The sequence below is a fragment of the Streptococcus sp. SM3 genome (assembly GCF_027497875.1).
Genome location: NZ_JAJNSA010000049.1, coordinates 1 through 17,793, shown reverse-complemented (window position 1 = coordinate 17,793; position 17,793 = coordinate 1). Strand labels below are relative to the sequence as shown.

The following is a 17,793-nucleotide window of genomic DNA, read 5'->3' as shown; positions in this document are numbered from 1 at the left end:
CCGTCGCGTCCATCACGTCCGTCACGACCTGCTGCGCCATCTCGTCCGTCGCGTCCTGGTAAACCTTGTGCTCCGTCTTGACCATCACGTCCTTGAAGACCTTGAGCACCCTGGTCACCCTTAGGTCCTTGTAGCCCTTGTGGTCCTTGTGGTCCTGCAACTCCGGCTTCACCTTTTAGACCTTGAGGTCCACGAATGTTACCAATCTTATCCCAAGTTCCGTTTTCTTTCTTATAAACATCACCTGTAGTTGCATCGATATAAGTGTCGCCATCTTTACCATCATCTGCTGTTGGTGCTTTAGGTCCACTTAATAATTCAGCACCATTACGTCCGGCTGCACCTGCTGCACCATTGGCACCGTCTGTACCATTATAAATTGGTTGTTTAGCAATTAAGTCATCTATACCTTCATCGTACCGACCATTACCATTGTTATCAAAGTACGCTGTAATAAGAGTACCTTCTCTTGGTTTTTCTGCTGGTGCTGTAGATGGGGCGTCTGCTAAAGCTCTTCTTACTCTTCCGCTTCTTTGATTGTTTAATCTTGCTGCTGCTTCAGCTAAGGCATTTAAGTCGATGGTTGGTGTACGTCCATCTTTACCATCTTTAATGTTAGCTACAACAGGCTCTTCTCCAGGAATTGTAAATGTAATGTCAGTACTATGACCATCTTTACCACGAGCTGTAGTAATTACTGGCGTTTTACCATCACGTCCTGCTGCCCCTGTTTCACCACGTTCGCCACGATCACCTTTAGCACCTTGTGCACCAGTTAATCCACGTTCACCTTGGTCTCCTTTTTCACCTTTGGCACCATCTGCAATGACAACTTCTTTTAGTTTTGTATCTCCTGCATCAAATTCGTTGTTGTCATTTTGATCATAATAGAAGATAACAGTTGTTGTTTTATCAGCTTCATTTCGTTGAGTCGCAACTAATGGGCTTGCTCCATCGAAACCATCTCTTACAACAGTATTTGTAACATTACCTCTACCGTCGTTAATCGTGATAGTATGAGTGCCGTCATCTTTATTATCTTTAACGGTTACGGTTGGAGTTACACCGTCACGACCTGCCTGACCTTGGTCTCCTTTTTCACCTTTAGCACCTTGTGCTCCAGTCAGACCACGTTCACCTCGGTCTCCTTTTTCACCTTTAGCACCTTGTGCTCCGGTTAGACCGCGTTCGCCTCGATCTCCTTTTTCACCTTTAGCACCTTGTGCTCCAGTCAGACCGCGTTCACCTTGGTCTCCTTTTTCACCTTTGGCACCTTGTGCTCCAGTCAGACCGCGTTCGCCTCGATCTCCTTTTTCACCTTTAGCACCTTGTGCTCCAGTCAGACCGCGTTCACCTTGGTCTCCTTTTTCACCTTTGGCACCTTGTGCTCCAGTCAGACCGCGTTCACCTTGGTCTCCTTTTTCACCTTTGGCACCTTGTGCTCCAGTCAGACCACGTTCGCCTCGATCTCCTTTTTCACCTTTAGCACCTTGTGCTCCGGTTAGACCACGTTCACCTTGGTCTCCTTTTTCACCTTTAGCACCTTGTGCTCCAGTTAGACCGCGTTCGCCTCGGTCCCCTTTTTCACCTTTAGCACCTTGTGCTCCAGTTAGACCGCGTTCGCCTCGGTCCCCTTTTTCACCTTTAGCACCTTGTGCTCCAGTTAGACCGCGTTCACCTTGGTCTCCTTTTTCACCTTTAGCACCTTGTGCCCCAGTGAGACCGCGTTCACCTTGGTCTCCTTTTTCACCTTTAGCACCATCTTTAATAGCAATTCTTTGAACAAGTTCGTCTACACCTTCAGTGTAAACACCGTTACCATCATTATCAAGATAGAAAGTGAGGTTATTGGTATCACCGATTTTATTTTGATCAACACGTGGTTTTACAGTTTCAATGAATTCTTTAGCGACACCGATTTGAACAATACGTGGTTTAGCTTCTTTAGTAACTCTATTACTAATTGGCAAGCCTAGGATTGTTTCATTACCTAATCGATGAACTTTATAGGTAATTTGACGTTGTCCTTTTTCACCTTCTCTAACTAATCTAGTCTCACCTTCTGGCAATTTACTAGTTGGAAGATAGATAGTTTGGAATTCAAGTTCTTCTGTAACAGTCTTGTTACTAGTACCACCATTTGGATTTGCATCCAAGTATAGTGGGTTTGCTCTATAATAATAATTAGAGTTACTGTACGGGTCATTGCTAGTAGCGGCACCACCACCACCTTGGTCCACGTTAAAAGTAACTGGTTTCAAACGCACAGACAAATCACCATTTGGATTAATGATAGGCAAACTAAATCTGATTGTTTGTTCCATATTTGTTGAAGTAGCAGAGGTCATACTGTATCCTGAGTGAGATACGAAGTTGGCACCCTGGCTAATAGGTTTTGATTGCTCTCTTAATCTTGGAGTTGTGATGGTTGCATTTGAAGGATTTCCAAATCCATCCCCTTTGTCCAAGATAAAGTTATTATTAACAAATTCACCTGGACCAGAGTACTTAATTGTGAAATTCAATCTATTACCTTGACGTACTGTTGTTACATCGTAATGAATTGAATTACCACCACGTGAGTTTCCGTAGCCACGGAAACTATAACTACGACCACCTTGACTAATATCTGCAAATGCAACTGTATTTCCAGAACCTGATACAATTGGATTGGCTGGATTGCTAGCCGCTCTAAAGCCACTATGCCCTTTATCCAAGTCTTCCTTACGGATAGCTGGATTTTGGCGAGCATCAGAAAGGCTAAGAGCTGGTTTCAAAAGTTCATTAGTAGATGCAGGTCTTGACGTAGATTCTACTTTAGCAGGTGTGCTAGTTGGCAAAACAGTACTATCAACAGCTGAACGATCAGTTGTTGCAGCTGGTTTAGCTTCTTCTTTTGCTTCTGCTGTGTCAGCTTTCTTCACTACTGGAGTTTCTGATACTGTTCCTTTATCAGAGTTAGAACGAAGTTCTAGACCAATAATAGCCGATTGAATAGATGACTCTGCTGCTGTTACTTCAGCTTCAGTTGCATCTGCTTTTCCAAGCAAGCTTTGACCAGCTTGGATACTTGCTTGCAAGTTTGCTACACTTGCTTCTGTATATAACTTACTCTCAAGTTTTTTAGCACGCGAAAGAGCTGTTAACAATTTTGACTTGTCAACAGCATCTTGATGCGTTACTTCTTCTTTTTTATCTTTTACTTCTTCAACTTTTTCTGCTGGCGCTTTAGCTTCATCAGATTTAGCTGGAGTCGTTTCTACTGGGTTAGCAACAGTTGGAGCTGCATAAGTTGTTTCTTTTTTAGGTGTAGAAACTTCTGCTGGTTTAGTAGCTTCATCTACCTTATCAACAGAGACACTATTAGTTGTCTCAGGATGTTGTTCCTCTGCTTGTACTGATTGCGCATTGGCAGCAGTTCCCAAGACTAAGGCTGTCCCGAGCAAGACACTAGCCGCACCAAAGTGATACTTACGAATAGAGTATCGTTGTTGCATGCTATACCAGTCAAATGATTTCTTATGTGAATGTTTCATTTTGAACTCCTAGATAATATTTTATAATTCCCACTTTACAACTATTTGATATATAAATCAATATTATCCAAGGAATTACTATATCGTATTTCTGTCCATGAAAGCCCTTTATTATATTCTATTTTTTCGAATTATCAGAACATTATTTTGATTCTAGTTTTTTTGTTATATTAAAACAAAAATGTGATATAATAACTTGAGGAGGAATATATATATGCGTAACCTTTTATCTACGAAAGACCAGCGACAATTACGTTTAATGGAAACCCTAATTCAACATCGCGATTGGTTGAAATTACATGAACTTGCCGAAAAGTTAGCATGTACAGAACGAATTCTAAAAAGTGATTTAAATGAATTGCGTGCCGCCTTTCCAACTATCGATATCCAATCTTCCATTAATGGAATTATGATAGACTTAAATATGCAGACTAGCTTAGAAGATATATATCAATATTTTCTTGCCAATTCTCAATCTTTTCAATTACTAGAGTATCTGTTCTTCAATGAGGGGCAACCTATTTATCGAACAATAGAAAATCTTCACTCTAGTACTGCCAACCTCTATCGAGTGGGCAGAAATATTACAAAGACTCTTTCATCTCAGTTTCAAATTGAATTATCTTTTACTCCATCCGAGATACGTGGAAATGAGATCGATATTCGTTACTTTTTTGCCCAATACTTTTCTGAGCGCTATTATTTCTTAGATTGGCCTTTTCCTGACCTTCCTGAGGAAGATTTAACAGAGTTTGTTGACTTCTTCTATAAAATTACGAATTATCCAATGCGATTTCCAATTTATAGAATGTACAAACTGATGGTAGCTATCAGTATTTACCGCATCAAAAATGGTCATTTCATCGACTTACCAAATCATTTCTTTGATGAATACTATCCTATTTTAGCAAGTGTTCCAAATTTTGAGGAGATACTTGTCCATTTTTCTGAAAAACTGGGACTGGAAATCACTCCAGATATCATCGCACAAATTTTTATTTCCTTTCTTCAAAACAATCTTTTCTTAGATCCTCAAGGGTTCTTTAATTCATTAGAAGAAAACAGTGAAGCAAGATACTCTTACCAATTACTTAGTCAAATATTAGAACGCCTATCAAAACAATATAAGATTACCTTTACCAACCACGATGAGCTGATTTGGCATTTACACAACACTGCTTTCTTTGAAAGACAGGAAATCTTTTCTACCCCAATCTTATTTGAACAAAAAGCATTGACGATTAAAAATTTCGAAGTTTACTTCCCAGACTTTATGGGGAGTGCGCGTCAAGAACTGGCTCAATACCGTCAAGCAATTGGACAGCATGACCATCCCGAACAGTTGGAACACTTGATGTACACCATCTTAACCCATGCTGAAAACCTCTCTACCCAGTTGTTAGAAAATCGACCACCTATCAAGGTTTTGATTATCAGTAACTTTGACCACGCCCTATCACTTACTTTAAAGGATATGCTTACATACTATTGTAACAATCGATTCAGCTTTGATATTTGGGATGAATTGGAAACAAGCCCTGAGATTTTAAATCAGACAGACTACGATATCATTGTGTCTAATTTCTATATTCCAGGAATTACCAAGAAGTTTATTTGTCGAAATCATCTGTCAATCATGAGTTTGGTTAATCATCTTAACTGTTTATCAAATGAGATTCATATATCCAATACTTTATAAACTAGAAAAGTCAGCATAATACTGCTGACTTTCTCTTTTATCTATTTTCTATACTTCCTTTACAAAAACCAATTCCTGTGGCTGGGACAAATCTTCTCGGTAGGTAAATCCTGCAAAACTTAAGCGACGTGCTTCCTCCACCGTCTGTACTTGATTTTCTATCAGAGCTGTCAAGAAGGCACCACGCGCTTTCTTTGAAATAGTTGAATGAATCTTCAGCTGACCACCCTTGTCCTCCATGAATTTGAAGGTTACCATTTTTTCTCTGATTTCCTTAGAAAATACTGTCTCAAACTCGGATGACAAGAGGGAGAAAATTAGGTCTTCCTTCTTCACAGCTTCATCGTAGGCTGACTTCCAATGGCTCTTCAAAGTCTTACCAGCAACTTTTAACTTCATCAAAAAGTCCAAACGGTGAGGGGCCATAGGTGACAAGGCTGGAACAACACCGTACAAAGCCGAGGTAATGAAGACATGATTTTCAAGATAGGCTTGTTCTGCCTCGGTCAATTTATCTCGCTTGATATGGCGATACATAAGCCCATCAAAAAGTTTCAGAGCTGGGTAGCGTTGAGCTCTTTGCCTTTTCAAAGCCTGAATATTTTGAAATTCTTCCGCAGCCTTCTCAGCTGATACCTTGTAAAAACTCTCCAATTGACTAGCAGAATAGAGAGCCAAGGCATCCAGCACAGCCTGACTTTCTGGTTTTAAAGGATTTGCCTCGATACTTAGCAAATCTGTGTTCATTTCTTTTGCTGTTGGGATTAAAATTTTCATATTAGTAGTGTAGCATATTTTTTAGCCACAACCAAGAAATTCATCTGATACTCAATGAAAATCAAAGAGAAAACTAGGAAGCTAGCCGCAGGCTGTACTTGAGTACGGCAAGGTGAAGCTGACGTGGTTTGAATTTGATTTTCGAAGAGTATGAAAAACCTCGGTTTAACCGAGGCTTCTCTATTTATTTTGGCCATCCTAACCAGACAGCCACGAGAACAAGGGCTAGGCCAGCTAAGCTTGTTAAGATAGATAAGAATTTATCTTTTTTCTCCTTGAAATGAGAAAAACCTATCTTCAAAGCGAATAGTCCGAGTAACATTGAAGCAACCATCACATAAAAACCCATTTGTTTGTCCTCCATTAGTCTTTAAATTCCCTTATTATAATTTATACCTTCTAAATAAAGCTGTCTTTACTGCACTTTAAAGGTCTTGAGATAATTATCTTTTCCTACTTGACCTTCGAAGATTTTACCATTTTCAAGGTAAGGAAGGTCATCAGATACAGAGGCCTTGACCTTGTATATCTTGCCATCAACTTTAAAGAAGTAGACAGTATCGCCCTTGATAACAGCTGATTTGAGGTCTGCTACCACCCCCTTGATGCTTTCTGTGGTTGCATTGTCAAATTCAAGGTCGTTTTTATTGGCGTACTTGCTGAGCAGCTCTTCCACTGTCGTTGCTACGATAACATTTTGGTACTCGACTGCGTCTACCAAAGCGTACTCTTTGACCAAGCCTGCATTGTCCTTCAAACCCATGATGTAGAGAGGCTTGTCATTGAGGTTGATGAGGATTGGGAAGGTTGCCTTGTAGGATTTCTCCTGAACAGCACCTTCGGCTGATTCACGGGCTGATTCTTCTGTCGCAGAAGCCAAGCTGTACTTAGTGATTTCTCCTGTTCGCATATTTTCTAGGATAAAACCAAGATTACTTTCATCTGCATTGGCCGATGTCACACCTGTGTAGAGGTAGATGTCATTACCGATAGACAAGTAATTATAGCCCTTTGTAGTCTGGGTCACGTTTTTCTTGGAAATCATAGCATTCCAGAAACCGTCCTTGTACTTGCCGTTATAGTTGATTTGCTCGATGGTTTCCTCAGCTGGATAGACCCTGTCTACCCATTCTGGAACATCTGACAAGCTGTATTCCTTGGTTTCTCCATTTGTAGCATCCAAGATAATGACTGAAACAGGACGAGGAACTGCTAAGCCAAATTGCTTTTGGTAAACCGTTGCTACATAGAAAGGATTGCCCTCATCGTCCACCTCAAAAGATGGAGTCTTGAAGATTTTAGTTGGGTACTTCAAGCGGAGGTGACGCTTGACATCGCGGTTAAAATACTCCGAGTCAGAATACTTGATTGGTGTCTTCAAGTCCACCAAATCGGCATTTCCAGTTACCATGTCCACCTTGATATATTCGCCGATTCCCTTGGCCTGATTGTTAAACCACTTGATAGGATCTGCGTATTCTAGTGGCGTAACTCGATAAGGTTTTCCATCAATCGTCAATTGGGTATAGGTGTCTGCCGCTACATACTGCGACACCTTATCCGTTAGGGAACCCAAGTAGCGGTCCCCAATTTTCTCAGCAGTACTTCTATCTAGAATAGGAACCTTACTGGTGTCAGTCTTAGGAAATTCAGTAAACTCTTTTTCCGTAACCGTGACTACATTGGCATAATTTTTAGCCTGAAAAATGCTGGAAGTTACCAAGGAAACCAAAGCTGCCAAGAGAAGAATCCCTCCAATAGAAGCTAAAAGAATTTTCCCTAACCGATTGATTTTGAAACCCTCAAGATTTAAGGCAGCTTCCGCCTTGCCATGGCGCACATGAACCGTTTTGACCAGATTGATTCCCTTGCCAAAGCCAAATAAGACTGCCACAACCAGCAAATGCCCACAGAGGAAAAAGAGAAATTCCCAGCTGGTCAGGTTAAGAGGCGGTAAAAAGATATACCAGGTCGTTGCGATAAAAATAAGTTCAAAGACTATTCGTTTCATTTGCTTTCCTCCTAAATGATTCGTCCTTCCAAATGATCCAGTTCATGCTGACAAATCTGGGCTGGGAAACCTGTCAAAGTAATGATCTGTTCCTGCCACTTGCTGTCACGATAGGCAACCCTTATGGTTTCATAACGCTTAGTTGGTCTCACACCTGTCAAAGACAAACAGCCTTCTTCTGTCTCATAAGGTCCTTCAAAAGACAGGAGCACTGGGTTAAACATGACCACAGGAACCAAGCCCAGATTAAAAATAATCACGCGCTTCTGCACCCCAATCATATTGGCAGCCAGACCAACGCAGGTCTCACGATTTGCTAAGAGTGTATCCTGCAAATCTTTGGCAAGATAAAGGTCTTCCTGACTTGCCGGCTGAGATACCTGAGATAAAAACAAAATATCCTTCACAATTTTCTTTTCCACTTCTGCTCACTCCTCTTGCTTTTTACTATATTATAGCAATTATAGCACAAAAGATAGCAACTGCAAGCCCTTTCCCTCAACTGTAGCAAAAAGCCATCCGAAGATGACTTTTTTTAAATTGCATTCTTGTCAAAGCCTAGTTTACGTTGGATGAACTTAACGATTTCGACAATAATAATCATTGAGAAGCTTCCGCCCATAACGATTCCCCATTGTGACAAGTCTAGTTTGGTTACGTGGAAGATTCCTTCAAGCGGTTCTACGACAATTGTTGCCATGAGAAGGATGAAGGATACCAAGATGGACCAGTTGAAGGTCTTAGACTTGAATGGACCAACTGTCAAGATGGATTGGTATACAGACTTGACATTATAAGCATGGAAGAGCTGAATCAAACCAAGGGTTGCAAAAGCCATAGTAAGGGCATCTGCATGAATGGCATGATTGTCACCCACGTGAACTGGGTAAAGAAGGGCAAGACCATAAACACTCATAACAATAGCTGCTTGTAGTACACCTTGATAGATGATAGAACTCAAAACACCACCTGAGAAGAAGCTTGCCTTGCGTCCACGTGGTTTATGGTTCATGACACCAGGCTCAGCAGGTTCAACACCTAGTGCAATTGCTGGGAAGGTATCTGTTACCAAGTTAATCCACAAAAGATGAACTGGTTGCAAGACGTCCCAACCAAACAAGGTTGATAGGAAGATGGTCAATACTTCAGCAGTATTGGCAGAAAGCAAATACTGAATAGTCTTTTGAATGTTTGAGAAGACCTTACGTCCTTCTTCAACTGCAACGATAATAGTCGCAAAGTTATCATCTGCAAGGATCATGTCAGATGCACCCTTAGAAACCTCTGTACCAGTGATTCCCATACCGATACCGATATCAGCTGTTTTCAGAGCTGGAGCATCGTTGACACCGTCACCTGTCATGGCAACGACTTTACCTTGTTTTTGCCAAGCCTTGACGATACGAACCTTGTGTTCTGGAGATACACGGGCATAAACAGAGTATTGACCAACTACTTTTTCAAAGTCTTCATCTGACAATTCATTGAGTTCAGCACCAGTTAAAACGTGGCCTTCGGTATCGTTTGCTTCAATGATTCCCAAACGTTTAGCAATAGCTTCTGCTGTGTCTTGATGGTCACCCGTAATCATGATTGGACGAATTCCCGCTTCCTTAGCCACACGAACAGCCTCAGCTGCCTCAGGACGTTCAGGGTCAATCATCCCAATCAAACCAGTGAAGATTAAATCATTTTCAAGCTCTTCAGAAGTGAGATTTTCTGGAATGCTATCGATAATCTTATAAGCTCCTGCAAGGACACGCAAGGCTTGATGAGCCATTTCAGAGTTATTTGTGTGAATGAGGTTTGTAACCTTCTCATCAATCGGAGCAATATCCCCAGCTTTATCACGAAGAACACAACGTTTCAAAAGTTGGTCTGGCGCACCTTTAACAGCTACGAGGAAGCGTCCATCTGCAAGTGGATGAACTGTTGACATGAGCTTACGTTCAGAGTCAAATGGCAATTCAGATACACGAGGATATTTCTCTAAGAAACCTTTAACATCGTAGCCCTTGTCCAAGGCATATTGGATAAAGGCTGTTTCGGTTGGGTCACCAATCAGGTTGCCTTCCACATCAATTTTCGTATCATTGGCCAAGACAACTGAACGAAGTAGGGGCATTTCAAGACCTAGTTCAATGTCATCAGCTGAGTCATGTAAGACTGCATCGTAGAAGACTTTTTCGACTGTCATCTTGTTCATAGTCAGCGTACCAGTCTTATCAGAAGCGATGATTTCAGTTGAACCAAGTGTTTCAACTGCTGGCAACTTACGAACGATAGAGTTACGTTTTGCCAAAACTTGAGTACCAAGGGCAAGAACGATAGTTACGATAGCAGGAAGCCCTTCTGGGATAGCTGCAACGGCAAGGGCAACAGAGGTCATCAACTCACCAAGTGGATTTTTCCCTTGAATGAATACACCCACTACAAAAGTAACAAGGGCAATGACCAAGATAGCATAGGTCAAGACCTTAGAAAGGTTGTTTAAGTTTTGTTTGAGTGGTGTATCCGTCTCATCCGCATCTTGAAGCATACCAGCGATATGACCAACTTCCGTGTACATACCTGTATTGACAACAACACCAAGACCACGACCATAAGTCACATTTGAGTTTTGGAAGGCCATGTTGACACGATCACCGATACCAGCATCTGCAGCAAGTTCAACTGTCAAGTCTTTTTCGACTGGCACAGACTCACCTGTCAAGGCAGCTTCTTCGATCTTAAGAGAATTAGCTTCTAGCAAACGTAGGTCTGCAGGTACTACATCACCAGCTTCGAGAGCGACGATATCACCTGGTACCAATTCTTTAGAATCAATCTCCGCCATATGCCCATCACGAAGAACGCGGGCAGCTGGACTAGACATGGATTTGAGAGCTTCGATGGCTTCTTCTGCTTTCCCTTCTTGGTAAACACCAAAGGCAGCATTGATGATTACCACAGCTAGGATGATAATAGCATCTGCGATATCTTCCCCACCAGAAGTCACAACTGACAAGATTGCTGCCGCAACTAGGATGATAATCATCAAATCCTTAAATTGCTCGATAAATTTGACCAGGATTGATCGTTTCTCGCCTTCTTCGAGTTCATTGTGGCCAAATTCGGTAAGGCGCTTTTCCGCCTCACTTGATGACAAACCTTGCTCGGTCGCATCCACAGCCTTCAAGACCTCTTCAGGACTCTGAGTGTAAAACGCTTGGCGTTTTTGTTCTTTTGACATGTGTCTCCTCCTTGACATTGTGTGCAAAACAGACTCTCTTTTCCCTCATCGCATCTTTTCACGACAAACAAAAAGAGACCTGTTAATCATAACAAGTCTCGCTGTTTAAGATAGTGCCGGAAAGCATACTTTTCAGTATAAAATTCGGAATGACGACACTATCACAGGTTTCTGCCAGCTACTCCCTTGAGTAGTTCTATTATACCAAATTTTGAAAAGTTTTCAAAGAGTAAAAACTGCCTTATTTGAATTTTCCCTTGAAAACCAGTATAATGGTAGAATGCTATGTGACTAGAAAGGAAGTTGAATGAAGCAATCTATCTCAAATCTCAAGTTAGCTGAGCGTGGGGCCATTATCAGTATTTCAACCTATTTGATCTTGTCTGCAGCGAAATTAGCAACTGGTCATCTTCTTCATTCATCCAGTTTGGTGGCCGATGGTTTTAACAACGTGTCGGATATCATTGGAAATGTGGCCCTCTTGATTGGGATTCGGATGGCTCGCCAGCCTGCTGACCGAGACCACCGTTTTGGCCACTGGAAGATTGAAGATTTGGCTAGCTTAATCACTTCCATCATCATGTTTTATGTCGGTTTCGATGTACTTCGGGATACCATTCAAAAAATTCTGAGTCATGAAGAAACGGTCATTGACCCTCTTGGTGCAACCCTAGGAATCATTTCTGCAGCGATTATGTTCATGGTCTATCTCTACAATACTCGTCTCAGTAAGAAATCCAACTCCAAGGCACTCAAGGCTGCCGCTAAGGACAATCTTTCTGACGCTGTTACCTCACTTGGTACTACTATTGCCATCCTAGCTAGCAGTTTCAATTATCCCATTGTGGATAAACTGGTTGCTATCATCATCACTTTCTTTATCTTGAAGACTGCCTATGATATCTTCATCGAGTCTTCCTTTAGCCTATCAGATGGCTTTGACGACCGTCTGCTTGAGGACTATCAAAAAGCCATTATGGAAATTCCCAAAATCAGCAAGGTTAAGTCCCAAAGAGGGCGCACCTACGGTAGCAACATTTACCTTGATATTACGCTAGAAATGAATCCTGACCTGTCGGTTTATGAAAGTCACGAAATTGCAGACCAGGTCGAATCTATGCTGGAGGAACGTTTTGGAGTCTTTGATACCGATGTCCATATCGAGCCAGCACCTATCCCTGAGGATGAAATTTTAGACAATGTCTATAAAAAATTGCTGATGCGCGAACAGTTGATTGACCAAGGAAATCAACTGGAAGAACTCTTGGCTGACGATTTTGTTTATATTCGCCAAGACGGAGAGCAAATGGATAAAGAGGCCTATAAGACCGAAAAAGACTTGAATTCTGCTATCAAGGACATTCAAATCACTTCCATCAGTCAAAAGACCAAACTCATCAGCTATGAGTTAGATGGTATCATCCATACCAGTATCTGGCGTCGCCACGAAACCTGGCAAAATGTCTTTCATCAAGAAACCAAAAAAGAATAGAGAAATCCTGTCCATGAGACGGGATTTTTCTATTCTTCTAGCTATCAAAGTCACTTAGATACTCATAGCGTTCGTATTTTTCAAGGAGTGCTTCGTTTTTCTCATCTAGCTCTTTCTGAAGAGTAGCCAGTTTGCCAAAGTCAGAGCCGTTGGCCTGCATCTCCTCTTCAATAGCAGCGATACGATTTTCCAAGGCTTCAATATCGCCTTCAATTCTTGCCCACTCTTGCTTTTCTTGATAGGTCATGCGTTTCTTGTCTTCACGAACCTTGACCACCTTCTCCTTTTCAGCCTTTTGAACTTGATTGGCTATCTCTGTTTCAAAGACTTTTTCATCAAGATAATCGGTATAATGACCAAAGAAAGGACGAATCTTGCCATCCTCAAAAGCGAGAATTTTGGTCGCTACCTTATCTAAGAAATAACGGTCATGGCTAACTGTCAAAACTGGACCAGCAAAACCTTGCAAGAAATTCTCCAAAACTGTCAAGGTTGCAATATCCAAATCATTGGTTGGCTCATCTAAAAGAAGAACATTTGGTTTTTCCAAGAGCAATTTGAGGAGATAAAGACGTTTTTTCTCTCCCCCTGACAATTTCTCAATCAAGGTTCCATGTGTCGAACGTGGGAAAAGAAACTGCTCCAGCAGCTCTGCAATGGAAGTCGTAGAACCACCGCTGGTCTTGACCTCTTCTGCCACTTCCTGCAAGTAATTGATAACTCGCTTGCTTTCATCCAAGCCCTCAATTTGCTGAGAGAAATAGGCGATACGAACAGTTTCCCCTATTACAACTTGACCTGCTGTCGGCTCAAGACTGCCTGCAATCAAGTTAAGGAGAGTTGATTTCCCAACACCGTTGTCCCCAACGATTCCAATACGGTCTTTGGCCTGCACCAAGAGATTAAAATCTTGCAAAATAGGCTTGTTTTCAAAGGCGAAGGAAACATCCTTAAACTCGATAACTTTTTTCCCAATCCGACTAGTTTCAAAGTTCATGGTCAAGTCTGTCTCAGCAACGTCGCCTGAAACTTCCTTTTTCAGGTCGTGGAAACGATTGATACGAGCCTGCTGCTTGGTCGCACGCGCCTGCGGTTGTCTGCGCATCCAGGCCAATTCTTGTTTGTAGAGTTGTTCTTTTTTGTGAAGAAGAGCCGCGTCACGCTCATCCTGTTCCGCCTTAAGGCGAACGTAGTCCTGATAATTACCTTGATATTCGGTCAATCCAGCTCGATCCAACTCGAAAATCCGTGTTGACAGTGCATCTAAGAAATAGCGATCGTGGGTGATAAAAAGGACGGTCTTCTTAGAATTTTTCAAAAAGAGGGTCAGCCACTCAATAGTCGCAATATCCAGATGGTTGGTCGGCTCATCCAAAAGCAAAAGGTCGTGATTGCCAAGTAAGACTTGCGCCAACTGGACCCGTCTTCTTAGACCACCTGACAATTCCCCAACTGGAGTCGATAAGTCCTGAATCCCCAGCTTGCTAAGAACGGTCTTAACCTGACTCTCAATTTCCCAAGCTTGAAGAGAATCCATCTCTGCCATGACTCGTTCCAAACGAGCCTGCTTGTCCTCACTGTAATTGAGCATAATCAACTCATATTCACGAATGAGCTGAATCTCTTTGAGGTCGCTAGATAGAACCGTATCCAAGACCGTCTTGCTATCATCAAAATCAGGGTCCTGAGTCAAGTAACCAATCTGATAATCATTCTTAGCCGAAAAGGGACTGACGTCACCATCAAAGCCAGAAACACCAGAAAGTACATCCAAAAGGGTAGTCTTGCCAGTCCCATTGACACCAATCAAACCAATTCTGTCTAGGTCATGGATAATAAAGGAAATATCCTTAAAAACGGTCTTGTCACCGACGGATTTACTTAGTTTTTCAACGATAAAATCACTCATTTTTTCTCCCTCAAGTAAGCATGGATGGCTTGTCGGTCATTTTCCAATTCTCCATCGACAATGGCATATTCAATCTCTGTTAAAATATCTCCCAAGTCTGGTCCCGGCTGATAACCATATTCCTTGATCAAAATACCACCGTTGATTTGAATTTCTTTCTTGTCATGAATGGTCAGACTCTGGTAGGTTTCTGTGATTACATGTGGGTTGACTTCTTTTCCCTGAGCCCGTCGAAGATTTTCAGCCTGTAAAAGTAAATCCAAGTCAAAGCGGTAACAATCGCGCTTGCTCAATTCTCCCTTTTCACGCAAGGCCAAAATAGTCAGCAAATCTTGTACCTGCTTGGCAAACTGGCGTGAGGTCTTCCATGCCTTCAAAAATGGCTGCGCATTTTCAATCTCTAAAGCCCACAGTAGAGCCGCCCAGGCTTGTTCAGAGGATTTAAAGGTGAAATCAGTCTCCAAATCAAACAGTCTATTGAGCTTGTCCTGGCTAGCTGCCATATCAGGGAGATAGTCATAAGCTTGACTCTCAATCATGGAAGCCAAGCCCCTTCTCCAAAATGGAGCCAGCAAGAGTTTATCAAACTCAACGAAGGTACGCTCCACAGAAATTTTCTCCAAAAGTGGCGTCAAAGTCTTCATAGCTTTAAATGTTTCTGACTCAAGCTCAAAGCCAAGACTAGCCTGAAAACGAAAACCACGCATAATCCGCAAAGCATCTTCGTTGAAACGCTCACTAGCCACTCCAACTGCTCGTAAGACTTGCTTTTCCAAATCTTCTAAACCATGGAACAAGTCAATGATTTCCCCTGTCTCGTTCAAGGCAAAGGCATTGACTGTAAAATCACGGCGCTTGAGGTCTTCTTCTAGCGAGCGAACAAAAGAAACCGCACTAGGTCTACGATAGTCCACATAGACATCCTCTGTCCGAAAGGTGGTTACCTCATACTCCTCATCCCCATCTAAGACCAAGACAGTTCCATGCTCGATTCCGATATCGGCTGTTCGCGGAAAAATCTGCTTGGTTTCTTCTGGATAAGAAGACGTCGCAATATCCACATCATGGATGGGACGATTGAGGAGGGCATCTCGAACAGAACCTCCAACAAAATAGGCCTCAAAACCTGCTTCTTTAATTTTTTCTAATACTGGTAAAGCCTTCTGAAATTCAGAAGGCATTTGCGTTAATCTCATAATAAGTGTTCTAATCCATAGACAAGCTCATGACGCTTGACAACTTCTTTAATTCCCAAATTCACCCCTGTCATGAAGGAGCTGCGATCATAGGAGTCATGACGGAGGGTCAATCCTTCTCCTTGATTGCCAAAGATGACTTCCTGATGGGCTACCAAGCCTGGCAAACGTACTGAGTGGATCCGCATGCCATCAAAATCAGCACCACGGGCACCTGCAATCAATTCTTCCTCATCAGGCGCACCTTGTTGAATAGACTCTCGAACTTCTGCCATTAACTCAGCCGTTTTAATAGCTGTTCCACTCGGAGCATCCTTTTTCTTGTCATGATGGAGCTCGATAATCTCCACATTTGGGAAATATTTAGCAGCCTGCCTTGCAAATTGCATGAGTAAAACAGCACCCAAGGCAAAGTTAGGAGCGATCAAGCCACCCAAATCTTGAGCACGAGAGAATGCTTTTAGCTCTGCAATTTCTTCACTCGTGAAACCAGTTGTTCCAACAACTGGAGCAAAGCCATTCTCAAGAGCAAAGCGTGTGTTTTCATAGGCAACAGCTGGAGTTGTAAAATCTACCCAAACATCCGCTTCAAAACCAATCAAATCAGCCTTATCCTTGAAAACAGGAATACCCTGCCATTCTGATTCAGACTCAAAAGGATCCAAAACTGCTACCAAGTCCAAGTCTGGATCAGCCAAGACCATCTGACAAGCAGCCTGGCCCATCTTTCCCTTAAAACCAGCAATAATTACTCGAATACTCATCTCTACTCCTATTTAAGATACAAAGCCTGTAAGAACACAAAGTGAAAATAGGAGTTCTAATCAAGGAGTATCTACTCCTTGGAAGAACTATCTTTTTCACACAGGGTTCCAGGCGTGTTCAATTATCAAGATACAAAGGACGTTAGCTGCCCTTGAAAAATAGGGAATGACGCTGACTTTCCATGAAAGCCAAGACAGGCATCTTTTTTCAAGAGGCAGGTAGTCCGTGTTCAATTGCTATGATACAAGATTTCTTAACTAGCCTAGAAGCGCCAACTAAATCACTGGAATATAACCTAAAGCAATACTTCCTGCTCCTAGGTGTGTCCCAATGACACTACCAAATGTAGCAAGAGAAACATCCGTACCTACTCCAGATTCAAGTAAGTGCTGACGTAATTCCTCCGCCTTTTCAGGGGCATTTCCGTGAATGACAATGATACGGTATTGGCCTGAAGCTGTGGCTTCCTTGATAATCTCAATTAAGCGCTTGGTTGCTTTCTTTTCAGTACGAACTTTTTCGTAAACTTCAATCACACCTTGGTCGTTGAAATAAAGAATTGGCTTAATGCTTAGCAGATTGCCCAAAATAGCAGCACCATTTGAAAGGCGTCCACCTTTCACCAAGTGGTCCAAGTCATCCACCATGATGAAAGCAGATGTGTGACTAATCTGAATAGCTAGCTTATCCTGAATGATGGCAAAATCATCGCCCTGGTCTTTCCACTTAAAAACACTTTCAACCATGATCCCCAGAGGAGCACTTGTAATCAAAGTGTCTGGGAAAGCAATAGTTAAGCCTTCATATTCTTCTATCATATACTGGATATTTTGGTAAAAACCTGAAATTCCAGAAGATAGGAAAAGCCCCAAAGCATGGGTATAGCCTTGTTCTTTAAGCGAAGTTAGAATCTCATCTAACTTGGCAATACTTGGTTGACTGGTCTTAGGCAATTCAAAAGCCTGAGCCATTTTTTGGTAAAATTCCTCAGCAGTCAGATTGATGCCTTCGACATACTCCTCACCATCAATATTGACAGGAATATCCAAGACATACAAATCTTCTCTTTGCATGGTCTCTGCACTGAGATAGGCAGAGGAATCTGTGATAACAGCTAATTTCATATTAGAACTCCAAATTGATTCCTGGTAAGTCTAATGCAATTTCAGTTACTTC

At 42.0% G+C, this 17,793-nt stretch carries 12 protein-coding genes; 2 read left to right on the top strand and 10 right to left on the bottom strand.

What is annotated here, in order from left to right; translation table 11 throughout:
* Window positions 1-3,536 (bottom strand): G5 domain-containing protein (locus PAN06_RS08425; protein ID WP_269796059.1); only part of this gene is annotated, 3,536 nt, incomplete at its 3' end.
* A gap of 214 nt (window positions 3,537-3,750) precedes the next feature.
* Here PAN06_RS08425 and PAN06_RS08420 point away from each other — a divergent pair.
* Complete coding sequence (locus PAN06_RS08420; RefSeq protein ID WP_269796058.1) at window positions 3,751-5,235, top strand: M protein trans-acting positive regulator PRD domain-containing protein; 1,485 nt, start codon at window positions 3,751-3,753, stop codon at window positions 5,233-5,235.
* Window positions 5,236-5,283: 48 nt separating this feature from the next.
* Here PAN06_RS08420 and yaaA read toward each other — a convergent pair whose 3' ends face one another.
* The 5 genes from yaaA to PAN06_RS08395 all read right to left on the bottom strand — a co-directional run bounded on the left by yaaA (window position 5,284) and on the right by PAN06_RS08395 (window position 11,255).
* Window positions 5,284-6,012 (bottom strand): peroxide stress protein YaaA, encoded by a 729-nt coding sequence (gene yaaA / locus PAN06_RS08415; RefSeq protein ID WP_269796057.1) that lies wholly within the window; start codon window positions 6,010-6,012, stop codon window positions 5,284-5,286.
* A gap of 184 nt (window positions 6,013-6,196) precedes the next feature.
* Entirely contained in the window at window positions 6,197-6,361 is a 165-nt protein-coding gene (locus PAN06_RS08410; protein WP_269796056.1) for a YczI family protein, read from the bottom strand.
* Window positions 6,362-6,427: 66 nt separating this feature from the next.
* Window positions 6,428-8,023, bottom strand: a complete 1,596-nt coding sequence (locus tag PAN06_RS08405; protein WP_269796055.1) for a hypothetical protein — start codon at window positions 8,021-8,023, stop codon at window positions 6,428-6,430.
* Between the two features lie 11 nt (window positions 8,024-8,034).
* A complete protein-coding gene (locus PAN06_RS08400; RefSeq protein ID WP_269796054.1) occupies window positions 8,035-8,445 on the bottom strand; it encodes a peptide deformylase in 411 nt (136 codons plus the stop codon).
* Window positions 8,446-8,558: 113 nt separating this feature from the next.
* Complete coding sequence (locus PAN06_RS08395) at window positions 8,559-11,255, bottom strand: cation-translocating P-type ATPase (protein WP_269796053.1); 2,697 nt, start codon at window positions 11,253-11,255, stop codon at window positions 8,559-8,561.
* Between the two features lie 307 nt (window positions 11,256-11,562).
* Between PAN06_RS08395 and mntE the strand changes: the two genes are divergently transcribed.
* Entirely contained in the window at window positions 11,563-12,747 is a 1,185-nt protein-coding gene (mntE, locus tag PAN06_RS08390; RefSeq protein ID WP_269796052.1) for a CDF family manganese efflux transporter MntE, read from the top strand.
* A 37-nt stretch (window positions 12,748-12,784) separates the two neighbouring features.
* Here mntE and PAN06_RS08385 read toward each other — a convergent pair whose 3' ends face one another.
* The 4 genes from PAN06_RS08385 to PAN06_RS08370 form a co-directional block, all read right to left on the bottom strand.
* Window positions 12,785-14,656 carry an ABC-F family ATP-binding cassette domain-containing protein gene (locus PAN06_RS08385; RefSeq protein WP_269796051.1) on the bottom strand — a complete coding sequence of 624 codons (1,872 nt, stop codon included), beginning with the start codon at window positions 14,654-14,656 and terminating at the stop codon, window positions 12,785-12,787.
* Entirely contained in the window at window positions 14,653-15,852 is a 1,200-nt protein-coding gene (locus PAN06_RS08380; protein WP_346732062.1) for a CCA tRNA nucleotidyltransferase, read from the bottom strand. Before PAN06_RS08380 ends, PAN06_RS08385 begins: the two co-directional genes overlap by 4 nt.
* Entirely contained in the window at window positions 15,849-16,616 is a 768-nt protein-coding gene (gene dapB, locus PAN06_RS08375; protein ID WP_269796050.1) for a 4-hydroxy-tetrahydrodipicolinate reductase, read from the bottom strand. Before dapB ends, PAN06_RS08380 begins: the two co-directional genes overlap by 4 nt.
* A gap of 276 nt (window positions 16,617-16,892) precedes the next feature.
* Complete coding sequence (locus tag PAN06_RS08370) at window positions 16,893-17,741, bottom strand: DegV family protein (protein ID WP_269796049.1); 849 nt, start codon at window positions 17,739-17,741, stop codon at window positions 16,893-16,895.
* Between the last annotated feature and the right edge of the window lie 52 nt (window positions 17,742-17,793).